The sequence below is a fragment of the Hafnia paralvei ATCC 29927 genome, assembly GCF_001655005.1.
Taxonomy (GTDB): domain Bacteria; phylum Pseudomonadota; class Gammaproteobacteria; order Enterobacterales; family Enterobacteriaceae; genus Hafnia; species Hafnia paralvei.
In genome coordinates, this window is sequence record NZ_LXET01000007.1 from 43,917 (window position 1) to 61,400 (window position 17,484).

Annotated in this window: 15 protein-coding genes; 10 read left to right on the plus strand and 5 right to left on the minus strand. The window is 47.0% G+C overall.

Annotated elements, in window-relative coordinates; genetic code table 11:
* Window positions 1-51 precede the first annotated feature (51 nt).
* The 4 genes from M988_RS01770 to M988_RS01785 all read left to right on the plus strand — a co-directional run bounded on the left by M988_RS01770 (window position 52) and on the right by M988_RS01785 (window position 6,387).
* On the plus strand, window positions 52-1,512 hold the full coding sequence (locus M988_RS01770) for a uracil-xanthine permease family protein (RefSeq protein WP_008815418.1): 1,461 nt from the start codon (window positions 52-54) through the stop codon (window positions 1,510-1,512).
* Window positions 1,513-1,548: 36 nt separating this feature from the next.
* Window positions 1,549-2,865, plus strand: coding sequence for a guanine deaminase (guaD, locus tag M988_RS01775; protein WP_008815417.1), 1,317 nt, complete (start codon window positions 1,549-1,551; stop codon window positions 2,863-2,865).
* A gap of 253 nt (window positions 2,866-3,118) precedes the next feature.
* Window positions 3,119-4,486: an NCS2 family permease gene (locus M988_RS01780; protein ID WP_008815416.1), complete on the plus strand. Its 1,368-nt coding sequence runs from the start codon at window positions 3,119-3,121 to the stop codon at window positions 4,484-4,486.
* Between the two features lie 254 nt (window positions 4,487-4,740).
* On the plus strand, window positions 4,741-6,387 hold the full coding sequence (locus M988_RS01785) for a Na+/H+ antiporter (protein WP_004097049.1): 1,647 nt from the start codon (window positions 4,741-4,743) through the stop codon (window positions 6,385-6,387).
* Window positions 6,388-6,580: 193 nt separating this feature from the next.
* On the opposite strand, the gene M988_RS01790 is transcribed toward M988_RS01785, so the two are convergent.
* Window positions 6,581-7,495, minus strand: a complete 915-nt coding sequence (locus M988_RS01790; protein WP_008815415.1) for a LysR family transcriptional regulator — start codon at window positions 7,493-7,495, stop codon at window positions 6,581-6,583.
* A gap of 146 nt (window positions 7,496-7,641) precedes the next feature.
* Between M988_RS01790 and M988_RS01795 the strand changes: the two genes are divergently transcribed.
* On the plus strand, window positions 7,642-8,082 hold the full coding sequence (locus M988_RS01795) for a CidA/LrgA family protein (protein WP_008815414.1): 441 nt from the start codon (window positions 7,642-7,644) through the stop codon (window positions 8,080-8,082).
* Window positions 8,079-8,768 carry an LrgB family protein gene (locus M988_RS01800; RefSeq protein WP_004097056.1) on the plus strand — a complete coding sequence of 230 codons (690 nt, stop codon included), beginning with the start codon at window positions 8,079-8,081 and terminating at the stop codon, window positions 8,766-8,768. Before M988_RS01795 ends, M988_RS01800 begins: the two co-directional genes overlap by 4 nt.
* A 183-nt stretch (window positions 8,769-8,951) precedes the next feature.
* Here the strand turns inward: M988_RS01800 and M988_RS01805 are convergent, their stop codons facing one another.
* Window positions 8,952-9,287 carry a DUF2002 family protein gene (locus tag M988_RS01805; protein ID WP_008815413.1) on the minus strand — a complete coding sequence of 112 codons (336 nt, stop codon included), beginning with the start codon at window positions 9,285-9,287 and terminating at the stop codon, window positions 8,952-8,954.
* A 226-nt stretch (window positions 9,288-9,513) separates the two neighbouring features.
* Here M988_RS01805 and agp point away from each other — a divergent pair, with 226 nt between their 5' ends.
* The 4 genes from agp to M988_RS01825 all read left to right on the plus strand — a co-directional run bounded on the left by agp (window position 9,514) and on the right by M988_RS01825 (window position 14,911).
* Window positions 9,514-10,827 (plus strand): bifunctional glucose-1-phosphatase/inositol phosphatase, encoded by a 1,314-nt coding sequence (agp, locus tag M988_RS01810; RefSeq protein ID WP_008815412.1) that lies wholly within the window; start codon window positions 9,514-9,516, stop codon window positions 10,825-10,827.
* Window positions 10,828-10,951: 124 nt separating this feature from the next.
* Window positions 10,952-11,683 (plus strand): MurR/RpiR family transcriptional regulator, encoded by a 732-nt coding sequence (locus M988_RS01815; RefSeq protein ID WP_061059476.1) that lies wholly within the window; start codon window positions 10,952-10,954, stop codon window positions 11,681-11,683.
* A gap of 240 nt (window positions 11,684-11,923) precedes the next feature.
* Window positions 11,924-13,435, plus strand: a complete 1,512-nt coding sequence (locus tag M988_RS01820; RefSeq protein WP_020303503.1) for a PTS transporter subunit EIIC — start codon at window positions 11,924-11,926, stop codon at window positions 13,433-13,435.
* A 39-nt stretch (window positions 13,436-13,474) separates the two neighbouring features.
* A complete protein-coding gene (locus M988_RS01825) occupies window positions 13,475-14,911 on the plus strand; it encodes a 6-phospho-beta-glucosidase (protein WP_008815408.1) in 1,437 nt (478 codons plus the stop codon).
* Window positions 14,912-15,003: 92 nt separating this feature from the next.
* Here the strand turns inward: M988_RS01825 and M988_RS01830 are convergent, their stop codons facing one another.
* The 3 genes from M988_RS01830 to M988_RS01840 all read right to left on the minus strand — a co-directional run bounded on the left by M988_RS01830 (window position 15,004) and on the right by M988_RS01840 (window position 17,484).
* Window positions 15,004-15,420, minus strand: coding sequence for a hypothetical protein (locus M988_RS01830; RefSeq protein WP_008815407.1), 417 nt, complete (start codon window positions 15,418-15,420; stop codon window positions 15,004-15,006).
* Window positions 15,421-15,798: 378 nt separating this feature from the next.
* Entirely contained in the window at window positions 15,799-16,572 is a 774-nt protein-coding gene (locus tag M988_RS01835; RefSeq protein ID WP_064572588.1) for an SDR family NAD(P)-dependent oxidoreductase, read from the minus strand.
* Between the two features lie 15 nt (window positions 16,573-16,587).
* Complete coding sequence (locus tag M988_RS01840) at window positions 16,588-17,484, minus strand: dihydrodipicolinate synthase family protein (RefSeq protein WP_064572590.1); 897 nt, start codon at window positions 17,482-17,484, stop codon at window positions 16,588-16,590.

The window sequence follows — 17,484 nt, forward strand, 5'->3', positions numbered from 1 at the left end:
TTTTTCCCGCATTTATTGAATCAGATATTAAATTTCTCACTGGAGTAGAAAATGTCTGATGTACAGCAAGTTGCAGATAAAACCGTTAAACAAGAGCACCCCTATGCGAGTGACTCTGAGCTTATTTATCATCTAGATGACAAGCCGCCGTTACATGAAATGTTGATTGGTGCGGTAACTCACCTGTTGGCTATTTTTGTCCCGATGGTAGCGCCTGCGTTGATTGTCGGCACGGCACTTGGATTATCGCCAGAAATCACCGCCTATCTGGTTTCTATGGCAATGATTGCCTCCGGTATTGGCACTTTCATTCAGGTAAACCGATTTGGGCGTGTTGGCTCAGGTTTGCTTTCCATTCAGTCTGTGAACTTCTCCTTCGTTACCGTCATGATTGCACTAGGCGGTTCGATGAAAAAAGAAGGGCTAGATGAGCAGGCGATCATCTCCTCTTTGTTGGGCGTTGCCTTTGTCGGGGCTTTCTTGGTTGTCGCATCCTCGCAGGTTTTACCCTATCTAAAACGAGTGATCACCCCAACGGTCAGCGGCGTGGTGGTCCTGATGATCGGCCTTAGCCTGATTAAGGTCGGGATTATTGATTTCGGTGGCGGATTACCGGCAAAAGGCGATGGCTCCTTCGGTAGCTATCAAAATCTGGGGCTGGGCTTTCTGGTGTTGTGCGTCGTTATCGGTTTTAACTGTTGCCAGAATGCACTGCTGCGGATGGGGGGGATCGCGATAGGGCTGGTTGTTGGCTATATCTGTGCGCTATTTATGGGGATTGTCGACTTTTCTACGTTGAAAGATCTTCCCCTCATCACGATCCCTCAACCGTTTAAATATGGATTCTCATTTGATTTCCACGCGTTTTTAGTCGCGGCCACTATCTATCTATTAAGTATTTTAGAAGCCGTCGGTAGCATAACGGCAACGGCCATTATCTCCGAACGACCTATCGTGGGAGAGGAGTATGACAAGCGGTTATCCGGTGGCGTATTAGCGGATGGTTTGGTTTCAGTTATCGCTTGTGCTCTGGGCTCACTGCCATTAACCACTTTTGCGCAAAACAATGGGGTTATCCAGATGACCGGCGTTGCATCACGTCATGTCGGTAAATACATCGCTGCGATCTTGGTGATACTGGGATTGTTCCCTGTTATCGGACGATTTTTTACGACGATTCCTGCGCCAATTCTTGGTGGGGCGATGACGCTGATGTTTTCCATGATTGCTCTAGCGGGGATAAAAATTATTTTGTGTGGCGGTATGGATCGGCGTGAAACGCTGATTGTGGCCACGGCACTTGGAATTGGGCTCGGTGTTTCCTATGACCCACAAATTTTCCGCGTGCTTCCTGATTCTGTCTATGTGTTGTTCGAAAACCCTATCTGCGCGGGAGGTGTAACCGCCATCATTCTTAACTTATTGATCCCACATGTGAAAAAATATGGTCAGGAAGATGAGTTGGAAGAGCTAATTAAGCCTGTGACCGAGAATTTTACTCAAGCGAAATAATGGTTTGCCACTCTGACATGTAATGGAGAAAGGATCATGTCTGAACAAAAATCTTTAAAAGCGATACGCGGTAATTTTTTAGACATTGTAAAAACAGTAGAACAGCCCGAGGAGATTGAATCTCATCTCCGTTTTATTGAAGACGGCTTAATGCTTGTCCGTAGTGGGAAAGTAGAGTGGTTTGGTCAATGGGAGGAAGGGAAACATCTCATACCTGAAGGCATTCGTGTTCGTGACTATAGCGGCAAGATGATTGTTCCAGGCTTTATTGATACTCACATCCATTATCCACAAAGTGAAATGGTTGGAGCCTATGGTGAGCAGCTGTTGGAATGGTTGAATAAGCACACTTTCCCAGCCGAACGCCGTTATAACGATATTGAGTATGCGCGTGAGATGTCGGCTTTCTTTATCAAACAACTTTTGCGCAATGGTACGACGACTGCGTTGGTGTTTGGCACCGTACATCCCGAATCCGTTGACGCTTTATTTGAAGCCGCTCATAACATCAATATGCGCATGATCGCTGGCAAAGTCATGATGGATCGTAATGCGCCTGACTACCTGCTCGATACAGCTGAAACCAGCTACACCCAAAGCAAAGCGTTGATTGAACGCTGGCATCGTAACGGGCGTTTACTCTATGCCATTACGCCACGCTTTGCGCCAACCTCCACGCCAGAGCAATTGGCGATGGCGCAACGGCTACGTGAAGAATATCCCGACACTTATCTGCATACTCACCTCTGCGAAAATAAAGATGAAATTGCATGGGTGAAATCCCTGTATCCAGATCGTAAAAACTATCTCGATGTTTATCACCATTATGGGCTGACCGGAAAAAACAGCGTGTTTGCTCACTGTGTTCATTTGGAAGAGCAGGAATGGGATTGTCTGCGTGATAGCGGTTCATCAATTGCGTTTTGTCCAACGTCTAATCTGTATCTTGGCAGCGGCTTATTCAATCTGAAAAAAGCATGGCATAAACAGATTAAGGTGGGTATGGGAACGGATATCGGAGCCGGAACCACGTTCAATATGCTGCAAACCCTGAATGAAGCCTACAAGGTGATGCAACTTCAAGGCTGGCGAATGTCGGCGTATGAAGCGTTTTATTTAGCGACGCTCGGTGGTGCGAAGGCATTAGGGCTGGATGACATCATCGGTAATTTCAACGTGGGCAAAGAGGCTGATTTTGTTGTTTTAGAGCCAACGGCAACGCCATTGCAGCAGCTTCGTTACGATAACTCTGTGACGCTCATGGACAAATTATTTGTGATGATGACGCTTGGAGACGACCGTTCAATCTACAGAACCTATGTCGATGGACAATTAGTGTACGAACGCACCTAAAATGTCGATTTCTTTTGTTGAAATGACGGTTTAGAGGCCAGATAATCGTTTGCCTTAAATAACCGTCCCATTTTTATGACTGATGTGCTTGATGGGGTAATCGTTTGCTTTGCGGTTTTTGTTGCACTAATAAGTACCGCAAATGGATATCGCAAAGTTACGGTAATAAGAAAAACGCAGGTTCAGGCGTTCATTATCTTGAACAAAATTATTGTCATCATGCGCAATGTTAAAACACTCAGAGGACATCAATATGTCTAGCAATGCATCTCAAGAAGGGTCTGCGGGTAAATCGGGCGGTTCGCTTGACGCTTACTTTAAAATTTCTGCACGGGGAAGCAGTGTTCGCCAAGAAGTACTGGCTGGCCTTACGACCTTTTTAGCGATGGTCTATTCGGTCATCGTTGTGCCAAGTATGTTGGGTAAAGCGGGTTTTCCTCCGGCCGCCGTGTTTGTTGCGACCTGTCTGGTGGCTGCTTTTGGCTCATTACTGATGGGATTGTGGGCGAATCTGCCAATGGCGATTGGCTGTGCGATTTCATTGACGGCATTCACCGCGTTTAGCTTGGTGCTTGGGCAGCATATTAGTATCCCTGTTGCCTTAGGCGCAGTGTTTCTTATGGGGGTTCTGTTCACCCTGATTTCAGTTACCGGGATTCGTTCGTGGATACTGAGAAACTTACCGATGGGGATTGCACACGGTACAGGGATTGGTATCGGCTTATTCTTACTGCTGATTGCCGCGAACGGTGTGGGTTTAGTTATCAAGAATCCGATCGAAGGTCTGCCAGTTGCGTTGGGCGCATTTACTTCTTTCCCTGTGATGATGTCTCTGCTTGGGTTGGCTATCATTTTTGGTTTGGAAAAGCTGAAAGTTCCCGGCGGCATTCTGCTAGTGATTATCGGTATTTCTATTGTTGGGCTGATTTTTGACCCTAGCGTGAAATATCAAGGGTTGTTTGCGTTACCAAGCCTAACTGCCGAAGATGGCTCTTCATTGATTTTTAGCTTAGATATCATGGGTGCTCTGAAACCGGTGGTTCTGCCAAGCGTTCTGGCACTGGTCATGACGGCGGTGTTTGATGCTACCGGTACGATTCGTGCGGTGGCGGGGCAAGCGAATTTGTTAGACAAAGATGGGCAGATTATCAACGGCGGAAAAGCATTAACCGCTGACTCCGTGAGCAGCATTATCTCCAGTTTTGTGGGAGCATCTCCTGCAGCGGTATACATTGAGTCAGCCGCGGGGACGGCCGCGGGGGGCAAAACCGGTTTGACTGCCACTGTTGTTGGCATTTTATTCCTGCTGATTTTGTTCCTGTCTCCTCTGTCTTATCTGGTTCCAGGATATGCTACTGCGCCAGCGTTAATGTATGTTGGCCTGCTGATGTTGAGTAACGTTTCTAAACTCGACTTTAACGACTTCGTTGATGCCATGTCTGGTCTGGTATGTGCAGTGTTTATCGTGCTGACCTGTAACATCGTTACCGGCATTATGCTGGGGTTCACGACTCTGGTTGTCGGGAGAATATTCTCTAATGAATGGCGCAAACTGAACATTGGAACCGTGATTATCGCGATTGCATTGGTGGCATTCTATGCTGGTGGTTGGGCTATCTAACGTCAGCAGGTTTAGCGTTTAGCATTAGTTGTTCACGAATAACATTAAGGGCGTCCTTCGGGGCGCCTTTATTTTTTGTGTACTCGGAATTGTCATAGTAATCTTCAACAGAAATAATACCATTGGTTACTTTCAGGTAATTCTCAGGCTATTTGCACACTTTTTCCTTTAGGACAAAATTCATAAAGTGATATGTTTGACACGGTATTAATGAGCAAAATGCGGTTGTACTTTGTAGTGAGACTAAGGAAAGCATGGAAATCTTCTTTACTATTTTGATCCTGATCCTAGTGGTTTCTTTGTCTGGGGTGGTAACGCGTATGTTGCCATTTCAGATACCGTTGCCGCTGATGCAGATCGCTATCGGGGCTCTGCTCGCTTGGCCGCATTTTGGCCTTCACGTTGACTTTGATCCTGAACTTTTCCTCGTACTATTCATTCCTCCGTTACTGTTTGCTGATGGATGGAAAACCCCAACGCGAGAGTTTCTACATCACGGGCGTGAGATTTTAGGTCTGGCGCTGGTGTTGGTATTAATTACGGTCGTTGGCGTGGGGTATTTTCTGCATATCTTGCTGCCAGAGGTTCCTTTGGTTGCCGCATTTGCATTGGCCGCTGTGCTATCGCCAACGGATGCCGTGGCGTTAGGTGGGATTGTTGGCAAGGGACGTATTCCAAAAACCATTATGGGTGTATTGGAAGGCGAAGCCCTGATGAACGATGCGTCAGGCCTAGTGGCTCTCAAATTTGCGATTGCCGTAGCGATGGGCACCATGGTGTTCACCGTGGGAGGCGCAACGCTTGAGTTCCTGAAAGTGGCTATCGGTGGTTTGTTGGCCGGTGTCGCGGTGACGTGGCTTTACAGTAAATCGTTACGGGTTATGAGCCGCTGGTCTGGCGATGATCCTGCAACGCAAATTGTCCTTCTGATGCTGTTGCCTTTTGCTAGTTATCTGATCGCTGAACATGCTGGCGTCTCGGGGATTTTGGCCGCCGTCGCTGCGGGTATGACGATCAGCCAATCGGGCGTTATACGTAATGCACCGTTGACAATGCGCCTGCGTGCAAACAGCGTGTGGGCGATGTTGGAGTTTGTGTTTAACGGCATGGTTTTCATCATGTTGGGCTTGCAGTTGCCGGGGATCCTCGAAAGCTCGATCATTCAGGCAGAACGAGACCCGACGATTCAGACATGGTATTTGTTTGCTGATGTCGCATTAGTGTATGCGGTTCTGCTGGTATTACGATTCCTGTGGCTGTGGTGCATGCGCCGTCTGAGCCTGCGTTTTATGAAACGTAATCCACTCCAGTTTGCCAGCTACAGTTTACGTGACCTGTGGATTGCCTCTTTCGCTGGGGTGCGCGGAGCGATTACTCTGGCTGGTGTGCTTTCAATACCGCTATTCTTGACCGATGGAACGCCATTCCCAGGGCGATATCAGCTGGTATTCATCGCTACTGGTGTGATTCTTTTCTCCCTTATTGTGGGGGTAGTTATATTACCTCTGCTGCTGAAGGGGATGGAGGTTACGGATAGCAACACCTATCGTGATGAAGAGACAATGGCAAAATCTGTTACGGCAGAAGTTGCGATTGAAAGCCTGAAGAAAATGCAGGAACGTTTGGAAGTTGATACCGAAGAGAATATCGATCCTCAACTACTGACCGAAGTCAGCTCTCGCGTGATCGGGAGTTTACGCCGCCGTATCAGTACCAAAGAGAATGCAGAAGAGATGCGCAAGGTCGAGAACCTTGAGCGTCGTTTCCGACTTACCGCGCTACGTGCAGAACGCGGTGAGCTTTACCACTTACGTGCTACCCAAAAAATCAGTAATGAGACCTTGCAGAAGTTGCTGCACGATCTGGATTTGCTGGAAGCATTGTTGGTGGAGAAGAGCTAATACGTGGGGCGTGTTGTCTATGTGGGCAAGACGATGTCGCGTTGCGCCCATCTGACTGCATAGGTCATTTCATGCTTCATGGTGGTAGGTGTTCAACAAGGGAGTACCAGAGCGTACTCCCTTTTTATGCGCTGTTTTTATTTCTTTCACGTTTCAGTCTGGAGAGATAAAGCCGCCACTCGATAGGTGTCCATTACTTCAACGTTATCCACTCTGGATGCATCACGCCGTTTGGCCAAAACTCTCGACAGCGGGCAATCCACGCCTGCGCACTGTGAGATAAATAACGCCCCTCACACCAAATCAAGCCCAGTTCCCACATTAGTTTCGGTTCTAGAGGAAGCCATAAGAGTGTTTTCGGGTCGAGCCGTTGGCAAATGGGTTCGGGCAGAATGGCAATCCCTACATTAGCTTGAACCATCGCGGCGAGGAAATCCCACTGACCGCTACGCACGGCTATTTGTGGGCTCACATTGTGAGCGGCAAAAGCCTGCATGAGTTGTTTATAGAGTGCAAAATCTTCGTTGTAGATCAAAATGTTTTGCTCTGCTAGCTCTTCCATATGGATACTGGTACGCCCTAGCCAGACCTCAGAGCGGGGTAACAACACGCATAGAGGATGGCTGAACAGCGGCAGTGAGGCAATTGCAGGGTCGATATCGCCGGAAAGAGCCGTTAGTGCTAAATCCAACTCGCCGGATAGCAATGCTTGTTCAACGGTAAGCCCTCCAAACTCGGAGATAATTAATTCAATCCCTGGGTAGTTCTGACGGAACTCGCTTATTAGCCCTGCCATTTGTGTTCCGACCATTGGAGGGATACCCAATTTAAGCTGGCCGCGTTTGAGCGTACCAATATCCTCAAGTTCAGCTTTTAGCTGACTAAACTGATCGAGGATCGCCAAACCTCGCTGGTAAACGGCTTGTCCACTGTCGGTGAGATGTAGTCGGCGCCCCTCACGGATTATCAATGAGCAACCCAGCTCATCTTCTAAATTACGCAGCATTTTGCTGATGGTTGGCTGAGTAACGAACAGTTTTTCTGCAGCGCGGGTAAAGCTTTGTTGGCGTACCACTTCTACGAAATAGCGCAGCGTTCTGACATCCATGATCTCTCCTGAGAACGATGTGAGTTGTTAAACCCTAAAGTATGCCAATTTGGCATGATGGCAATAATATTAATTCATTTTATGCAGGTATTGTTTCTTGCCTATACTGTGCGCTCATTCACATTTTTCTCATTCTGAGGTTACCCATGTCTCTGGCGTTGCGCTCTCGCGCGCCGTTCGTCCTTAGTCGTTTACAGGTGCCTGTTCAGGTCGCTTTGTATGCCGGACTCTTTCTGGTTGCGCAATGGGTTGTGGTGCAATTTCATTTACCACTTCCGGCGAATATCGTAGGTATGTTGATGCTATTGGCGATGATCGTTTTACGTGTCTTGCCGATTAAATGGGTGAAAGCAGGATCGCGTTGGCTGCTGGCTGAAATGCTGCTGTTTTTTGTGCCTGCGGTGGTTGCGGTCGTGAACTATGCCTCATTGTTAATGATAGAAGGCTGGCGGATTTTTGCCGTTATTGCGGTGAGCACTATGCTGACGCTCGGGTTGACTGCTCTGGTTGTGGATAAAGTCTATCGTTTCGAAATTTATATGCAGCGTAAGAAACAAACGGCAGCACATAAAAGAGATATCGCATGAGCAGTTTAACTATCAGCATCCTTTGCTTATTGATGACGCTTGGGCTTTATTTTGCCAATAAGAAAATCTATCGCCGTCTACACAGTATCTGGATGATGCCACTGGTTTTAACGCCATTGATTCTGGTGCTTTTCTTGGTCATAACCCACGTTTCCTATCAGGATTACATGGGAGAGAACCATTGGCTGCTGTGGCTGTTAGGGCCAGCAACTATCGCGTTTGCCGTGCCTGTTTATGAAAATATGGCGATTATCCGCCGACATTGGATGTCGCTGAGCGCGGGGGTTATCACGGCCACTATTGTCGCCGTGTGCAGCTCTGTGTGGCTGGCACGGTTGTTTACTCTGTCTGAAGAAGTACAACGCAGCCTCGCTGTCCGTTCTATCACGACGCCATTTGCATTAGAGGCTGCTAAGCAAATGGGAGGGCAGCCGGATTTAGTCGCCTTGTTTGTCGTCATTACCGGCGTATTTGGTATGGCCATTGGCGATATTTTGTTTCTTCGGCTCGCGGTACGCAGCGGTATGGCGAAGGGCGCAGGGTTAGGGGCGTCGTCTCACGGCGCAGGAACAGCCAAAGCTTATGAAATAGGGCAAACGGAAGGGGTAGTTTCAAGTCTGGTCATGATGTTAGCTGGCGTCGTCACGGTGGTACTCGCCCCGTTAATTGGTCATCTGATGTGGTAATAAATTTCAATAATAAGCCTGTATACCCGTCATACTTCAAGTTGCCTTTTTGTTGGCTGTGTTCACTGGCCGCCTCAATGCCACTCGAATTATTTAAGGTATAAAACAGCACTATAGCTGCAAGAGTTTGCCTCTGCCATGCACCCGCTGGCAGAGGTTTTTTTTTGGCGATTTTACAGTGAATTACTGGAACATTTTTTCAAGATATTGGCTTAAACGCGCGCGCGAGGTAAATCCATGCGGAATGCCAATGAACGCTGTTTCTACCGCATGCGGGTCTTGTGGGAAGCGGGTGTAAGCCACGCTGCTGCGTAGTGGTTCAGCAGGATGGGCAAATTTGAGACTTTTCTGCCCTAGCGCTGGGTGAATGACCAGCGCTGTTCGGCCCATTCTGGCCTCACGATTGACGTAAACATAGTGCTCACCTTTGTGAAAACCATACGCTTTATCGGTGACGCAGTCTCTGATGAAACCTGTTTTCTCAAGGACTTGTGCCACTTCGTCAGGGCGCAAATACATGTCTGACTCTCCCATTGTTCTCTATCATAGGCACTGACCATAGCGGATTGAAACTGTGGGACAACCGGACTTATCTGGAAGAGAAATTCACCATATTTATCAGCAACTCGAAAATGATAAATCTCGTTATGTGAAGCTTGCCAATAACTCAATATGGAAAGCTATCTACACTCACTTGTGTGTATTTCGGTAGGTAACCCTTCAATTTGTATAAGGAAACAGACAAATGAAAAAAATAACAAAAGGCTTTTTTGCGTTAAGTACGCTGGCTTTATTGCTCCCCCTTGGGGCTCAAGCCGCTGAACCAAGCAATGCAACGCCAGAGGGTTACCAGCTTGAGCAGGTTCTTATTTTTAGTCGTCATGGTATCCGAGCGCCATTAGTGGGCTATGGCGATATTCTGGCAGAATCGACGCCGCATCAGTGGCCGGTATGGAAAACTGAAGGGGGATTGCTGACGCCTAAAGGTGCAGAAGTAGAAACCTTATTCGGTAAGTACATGCGCGACTGGTTAGCCCAAACCGGTATTCTGCCGGCAAAGGGATGCCCAACTGCCGGTTCGGTATTTGTCTACGCGAATAGCTTGCCACGCACCATTGATACGGCGAAAAGCTTTGTGAGCGGCGCATTTCCTGAGTGTTCGCTGAAAGTGAATCATCAGGAAAAAGTCGGCACTATGGATCCAACGTTTAATCCTATCATCACTGCGAAAGTGACGGATGAGTTTAAACAAAAGGCTATCGAGTCGATTAATCAGCATGCGGGGCCGGGGGGGATTGATGGTCTTAATGAGCGCTTGAAACCTAATTATGCGGTGCTACAGCAGGTTATGGACTATGGGCAATCGAAAGTCTGTAGCGAAAAGAAAACCTGCTCGCTGGCAGATCAACCGAATACGGTCAATATTGTGCAGGATAAAGAGCCTGGTATCACTGGACCGTTACGCGTCGGTACCGGTGCTTCAGATGGTTTCATGTTGCAGTATTACGAAGGTTATCCGTTGAAAGACGTGGCTTGGGGACAGATTACTGATGAGAAGCAGTGGCAGCAGTTAGAGGAAATAAAAAATCTCTATCATGAGACTCTATTTGGCTCGTCGGCAGTCGCCCAGAATGCAGCGGCGCCTTTAATGCGTTTCGTAAGCGCAACGCTGGTGGGTACGCCAGATACAAATGCGCTAGCCGCTGATGCGCACAAAGCTAAGGTTGCCGTACTGGTGGGGCATGACTCCAACATTGCCTCTCTGTTAGCCGCGATGAAAACCGCCCCATACGATTTGCCGAAGCAATATGAGAAAACACCGATCAGCGGAAAAATTGTGTTTCAACGTTGGCATGATAAGAAAGATAACCGCGATCTGATGAAGATTGAATATGTTTACCAGTCGACCGATCAGATCCGCAATGCGACTCCGTTGTCTCTACCGACGCCGGCTCAGCGTGTCATATTGCAAATTGATGGGTGTAAAATTGATGCTAATGGTTTTTGCCCGATGGATGATTTTAAGGCGGCAATAGCGAAAGATATTAAAGGGGAATAATACGCAGCCGCTCGTTACCGCCTTTTGATGGAGGTTCATTGGAAGGCGGCTTTAGCCACTGTTGCTTTGTCATCTCAGTGATGTTCTGATACTTTGGCACGATAACTTGTTAACGGATGGTCGCATGTTTACCCATATTGCCTTATCAACGCTCAATGGCTTGGAATTAATGGTATATAACTATGTCATTAAGAATAAAGATAAGGTGATGTATATGACCATCCGCGAGTTGGCTGATGCGGCGGATGTTTCCACGACGACGATATTACGTTTTTGCAAGAAAATGAACTGCAGTGGTTATTCAGAATTCCGTATTCGTTTTAAGCTTTATATTGAGCAGGAAGAGAAATTATTATTGACCTCGGGAGCGAGTGAAATAATGAGTTTCTTTAAAAGTATTCATAACGATGAGTTCGAGGCGCTTATTACGCGTACGGCAGAGCAAATTGCTGAGGCTGATCGGATTATCTTTGTTGGAGCCGGCACTTCAGGTACGCTAGGTAAATATGGCGCTCGTTTTTTCTCCAACGTGGGTAAATTCAGTAATTATATTGATGATCCTTACTATCCTATTAGTTCGGATATGTATAAAAATGCGATAGCTGTTATTTTATCCGTTTCTGGCGAAACACCTGAAATATTAAAGTTGGCCAGCCAGTTTAGCCTGCATCAGTGTAAAATCATCAGTATCACCAATAGTGAAACCTCCTCTTTAGCTCGGATGGCAGACTTCAATCTCTCCTATCATATGCCACAAATCTTGATTGCCAGTGAATATAATATTACTACTCAGGTTCCTGTTATTTATATGCTTGAAGCAATTGGTAAAAAACTTGCTAAGAATCTTTCAACTTAATAATTGAGAGGTTGATCGAGTAAAAAACATCATGTTTCTTCTACGTGACAAATCACATTTGTGTTTTTTTGTTATATCGTGACTTTGTTTAATTTTTTGCTACTATCCAGTTCATACATAATATACCCGTCATACTTCAAGCTGCATGTGCGTTGGCTGCGCTCGAATTATTTAGGGTATAAATCCTCCTCTCAGATTTAAATGAATAGGGATTTCTGTACCTACAGAAGGATTAATTCTATGGCAATTAATTACGCAGATTCAGCCAAGGAAATCGTAAAGTTAATTGGTAGCGATAATAATGTGATTAGCGTCACACATTGTGCGACGCGATTACGATTTGTATTAAAAGATAATGCTCAGGCAGATAAAGAAACTCTAAAGCGTGTTAAAGGCGTTATTACGGTAATAGAGTCTGGTGGTCAATTACAGGTCGTAATTGGCAACCATGTGGGTGATGCTTATCAGGAAGTATTAAAGCTGATTCATGTTGACGAAAATGCTGCCGTCAGTGCGCCAAACGTTGGCATTGTTAGCCGCTTGATGGATATCATTTCCAGTATTTTTGCACCGTTCCTTTATCCTCTAGCTGCCTGTGGTGTGCTACAAGGCTTAATCTCATTGTTTGCCGTTTTAGGCTGGATGGATCCTGCCAGCGGTACTTACCGTATTCTTAACTTCGTTTCTTGGACCGGTTTCACCTTCCTGCCTGTGATGGTGGCGTATACCGCTGCGAAGAAATTTAACGTTAACCCTTTCACCGCGGTGATCGCAGCCTGTGCGCTGGTTTGTCCCGACTACATGAACATGCTTACCGCTAACAAGATACTGCTGGTGAATTCGGCCGATCCTGCGATGCAAGCGCTCATGAAGGAAGCAGTCAACAATCCACAGATTGCACGTGTGCTAACAGACGTGGTGGGTATTCCTCTGAGTGCCGATCCGCTGACTTTCTTGGGTATGCCGGTGCAGTATCTAAGCTACACCTCTGCGGTGATACCGATCATTTTAATGGTATGGATGATGTCTTACGTGCAGCGTTTTTTTGAACGCATCCTGCCGTTAGTTATTCGTAATCTGTTCACGCCGATGTTCTGTTTGGCCATTATTGTGCCGCTTACGCTGCTGGTGTTTGGCCCCATTGGAAATATGATCGGTGGGGCTATCGGCGGTGTTTATAACACCTTGTATCACCTTAGCCCTGCCGTTGCCGGATTCGTGGTTGGTGCACTGTGGACGCCGCTGGTAACTCTTGGTGTTCACTGGGGGATCACGCCGGTAACGGTCGGCAATTATGCCACGCTCGGTTATGACACTTTCACCGGATTGCAGGCTTCCGCTGTATTTGGCATGGCGGGTGCCGTTCTGGGGGTTTATTTGAAATCCAAAGATGCTGAGATGAAACGCGTTGCACTGTCTGCGGGTATGACAGGCCTGTTTGGCATCACTGAACCTGCTATTTACGGTGTGGCGTTGCGTTTAAAACGCCCGATGGTGTGTGCGTGCATGGCGGGAGCGGTTGGTGGTGCTATTGCAGGTTCATTTAACGCCGTGTCTTGGAGTTACTGTATTCCGGGGATAGCCGTATTGCCGGTTTTCTTTAAAGAAGGGCATTTACCGCAGTTCCTCGGCTTCGTGTTGTCGATTAGCGTGGCCTTCGTGCTAGGCGCGATATTTACGTGGTTTGCTGGATTTAAAGAAGATATTCCGTCAGCAGAAGTTAAAACCTCTTCACAGCCAGAAGCCGTGTAAGAGTAAACCACAAAATTGATTAGAGAAGAGAGCAACAGCATGAAACAACAACGGTTACCGGATGATTTTCTGTGGGGCGGTGCGGTCGCAGCCCATCAGGTTGAAGGCGGCTGGGATCAGGGTGGAAAAGGGCTCAGCATCGTCGATGTATTATCTAGCGGAGCACATGGTGTTGATCGTGTGATTACCGATGGCATTCAGGACGGTTATTTGTACGCCAACCATGAGGCAGTTGATTTCTATCATCGCTATAAAGGTGATATCGCCCTTTTTGCTGAAATGGGTTTTAAATGCTTTCGTACTTCGATTGCATGGTCGCGTATTTTCCCTAACGGCGACGAACTCGAACCGAATGAAGCAGGGCTACAGTTTTACGATGACATGTTTGATGAACTGTTGAAATACGGTATTGAACCGGTCATTACGCTATCTCATTTCGAGATGCCGTGGCATTTGGTCAAAGAGTATGGTGGTTGGAAAAATCGTAAAATCGTTGATTTCTTTGTTCGTTTTAGCGAAGTAGTGATCAAACGTTATCAGCATAAAGTGAAGTACTGGATGACGTTCAACGAAATCAATAATCAGCGTAACTGGAAAACGCCGCTGTTTGGCTATTGCTGTTCTGGGGTGATTTACACGAATGAACCAAACCCCGAAGAATGTATGTATCAAGTGCTACATCATCAGTTTGTTGCGAGCGCGCTGGTCGTTAAATTGGGACACGATATCAATCCAGAGCTAAAAATTGGCTGCATGATTGCGATGGTGCCGCTTTATCCTTATTCCTGTCATCCAGATGATGTGATGTACGCGCAGGAAGCGATGCGAGAGCGTTTCCTATTTGGTGATGTACATATGCGTGGTTATTACCCTTCGTACATTCTTAAAGAGTGGGAACGCAAGGGATACCACATTGAAATGCAGCCCGGTGATGAACAGGTTCTGCGGGCAGGCTGTGCGGATTATATTGGACTGAGCTACTACATGAGTAATGCCGTGCAGGCAAATTCTGCCGGAACAGGAACCGCGCTGGCAGGATTTGAAGGCTCGGTGCCCAATCCTCATGTGAAGGCCTCCGAGTGGGGGTGGCAGATTGATCCTGTGGGTTTACGTTACACGCTTAACATTCTGTACGAGCGTTATCAGAAGCCGTTATTCATCGTGGAAAATGGTTTTGGTGCGATAGATAAGCCAAGTGCTGATGGACAGATCCACGACGATTATCGTATCGCTTATTTGAAGTCTCATATTGAGCAAATGAAGAAAGCGGTGATCGACGACGGCGTTGAACTGATGGGTTATACCCCATGGGGTTGTATCGACTGTGTTTCTTTCACCACTGGCCAGTACAGCAAGCGTTATGGGTTTATCTACGTGGATAAACACGACGACGGTAGCGGCACTCAACAACGCGCTAAAAAGCAGAGTTTTGATTGGTACAAACAGGTCATTGAAAGTAACGGCGAGCAGCTTTAGTTATCTGATTTTAAAAAAGCCACTGACTATGCGTCGGTGGCTTTTTGTATGAGCAAAATACAACGAATCAATGATGATTGTTGCTTATTGCATCAGCTAAAGATGGTGAACTGTTTACAGACGTAAGTTTGGCCACCCATCGTCAGATTATATAAATCATTTCCTGGCTTGCCTGGATTCCCCATTTTGATCCCGAACTGAATCGTAGTATTTGAGGGATCTGGCGTAAATTTTTGTGTGCTTGCATCGTAGTTTGAAAGCACGTAAGGCACTTTTTCAGTCTCGTCGGAGCTGCGATCGCCGTAGAAAATCTGTGATGCTTTGGTAATGGGGTCAGTGATTTGTAGCACCATGACGTTTTCATTGCTGATGGCGCTCGAAAGCACTTTATATCCACCACAGGTGGTATAGCCTACAGCGTGATAGTTGCCAATCATCGGCTGTGGTGTTGGCGCAGCTATGCTGGCAAATGGCGCGAGAACGAATAGAGCTAACAGTGTTTTCTTCATGGAATTGTTCTCAATTAGTAAAAATTCATTATTTCAGCGCGTTAAGCTCAATGGCTATTGCTTGTAGCTTGGACAATCGATTTTATAAAACCTTCTCCCTCTGTCCAATTTGCTCTGCAAGAATTTATGTCTTCTGGCAGGGGCTTGTGAAGCTTTTATCGCATCAGAAAACGTAAAGTTATTTATATTTCTTATAATTCAATGTGATAGTGTCAGTCTTAATATTGATAGATCGTTATATCTTGAAAGATACAGCAATACTTTTATGAGAACTCACCCTGTACTCTCAGTGCTGTCTGTAAGGGGCATTTTTCCGAGAGGCGTAAAAAAACCGCCCTGATAGGCGGTTGAGGTTTCAGGTGCAGAGTTAGCGTCTAATCAGTCTTGCATTAATGCGCTGCGCCCGCCGTCCATGATGATGGTGGTACCGGCAATAAACCCAGCGGCGGGGCTGGCTAGGAACAGGCATAGTTCGCCTACTTCTTCGGAAGTCCCGATGCGACCGACGGGGTGTTTAGCAATAGTCTCAAGGCGTGCTTTTTCTCCGTCGCCATGTGAGTCAAACCATACCTGATTACCGGCAGTATCAATAAAACCCGGAGCGATGCCTACGCTGCGAATCGCAGGCCCCCATTCAATGGTCAGGCTTTGTACCAGCGAAAGCAGGGCTCGTTTGGTGATATTGTACGGCGCGCATCCTGGCATAGTTGAAAAGGCGTGGTTGGAGGTCATGACCAGAATAACGCCCTTAGATTTTTCTAACATGTTTCGGCAGGATTTCGCTATATACCAATGAGAACGCAGGTTAAGATCAAGATTGTGGTGCCAATCCTCCAGTTCACAATCGATACCTTTAAACACGTTTTTGCCCGCATTAGAAACCAGCACATCGAGACGGCCAAAGCGCTGTTCTACCGAGGCGATAAATTCGGCAATAGATTCGGTACGCGTGATATCAACCGAATAATAATGAAAATGTTCAGGGTAAAGATCTAAAAGTTCTTTCGCATGGGGGGCTTTTTCAATGGAAGAAAAGGCACAACCGATAACGATATCACCCTGTTTTAAGAACGTTTGTGCGATGGCGTGGCCGATACCTTGGCTGGCTCCGGTAACAATGATAATGCGTGGTTGTTGGGCTGATGTAGACATAGAGACTCCGCAAAATTAAAGGGAAAATGTTGAGATGAAATTGTCGATCATTGCGCGATCCTGATCTGTTAATGTCCATCCGGGGTGGCGGCAATAATCGCTGGTAATGATCCCTCTGCGTTGGAGGATCGTTTTTTCTACTTGGATAATGTATTCGCAGTGTGTCATCCAGCGTTGGATCCACGGTAACAGCTGTTTATGCAGTTCCTGCGCTGCGGCTTTATCGCCGTTTTGCCAGAGCTGATATATCCGCACATAAATCTCACTAAAAGAGCAGCCCGGCATGACACCTTTGCCCCCGGCTTCCAACATTTGAAGCATGTAAAGCCCAGCATAACCATTTAGTACGCTAGCCTGCGGTGCTTGCTGTAAGAACTTTTGGGTATAGTCCACTGGAGGATTGCACTCGATCTTAAATACCGCATGAGGATAACGAGTGGCGACGTCGGCCAACTGCTCAGGTGTGATTGCAAGCCCGGTTTCACCCGGCGCGTATTGCACCATCACAGGAATATCTACGGCCTCTAGCACTGAGAAGATATGATGTGAAATCGCTTCTGGACTGGGCTGAAGAAAAAACGGCGGCAACAGCATTAGGGCGTCAGCCCCGCGTTTTTGGTAGTCTCGTGCGCGTTTAACCGCAACTTCTGTACTGTGGTCAGTGACCGAAATCGCTCTAAAAATACCGCTGCCACGAAGGTCGGATAAAAACTGATTGGAGAGCTGCAAGCGTTCGCCGTCATCCAGCTTAGGAAATTCGCTGGCAATACCAAACAGGGTTAGCCCTTGGATGCCCGTTGTGGCTAAGTGCTCTAGCATGTGGCTAAAGCTGGGAACATCTAACTCGCCTTGTGGGCTAAATGGCATGGCCGCAATAGGATTTACACCGCAGATGTCTGCTGATTGGTACAT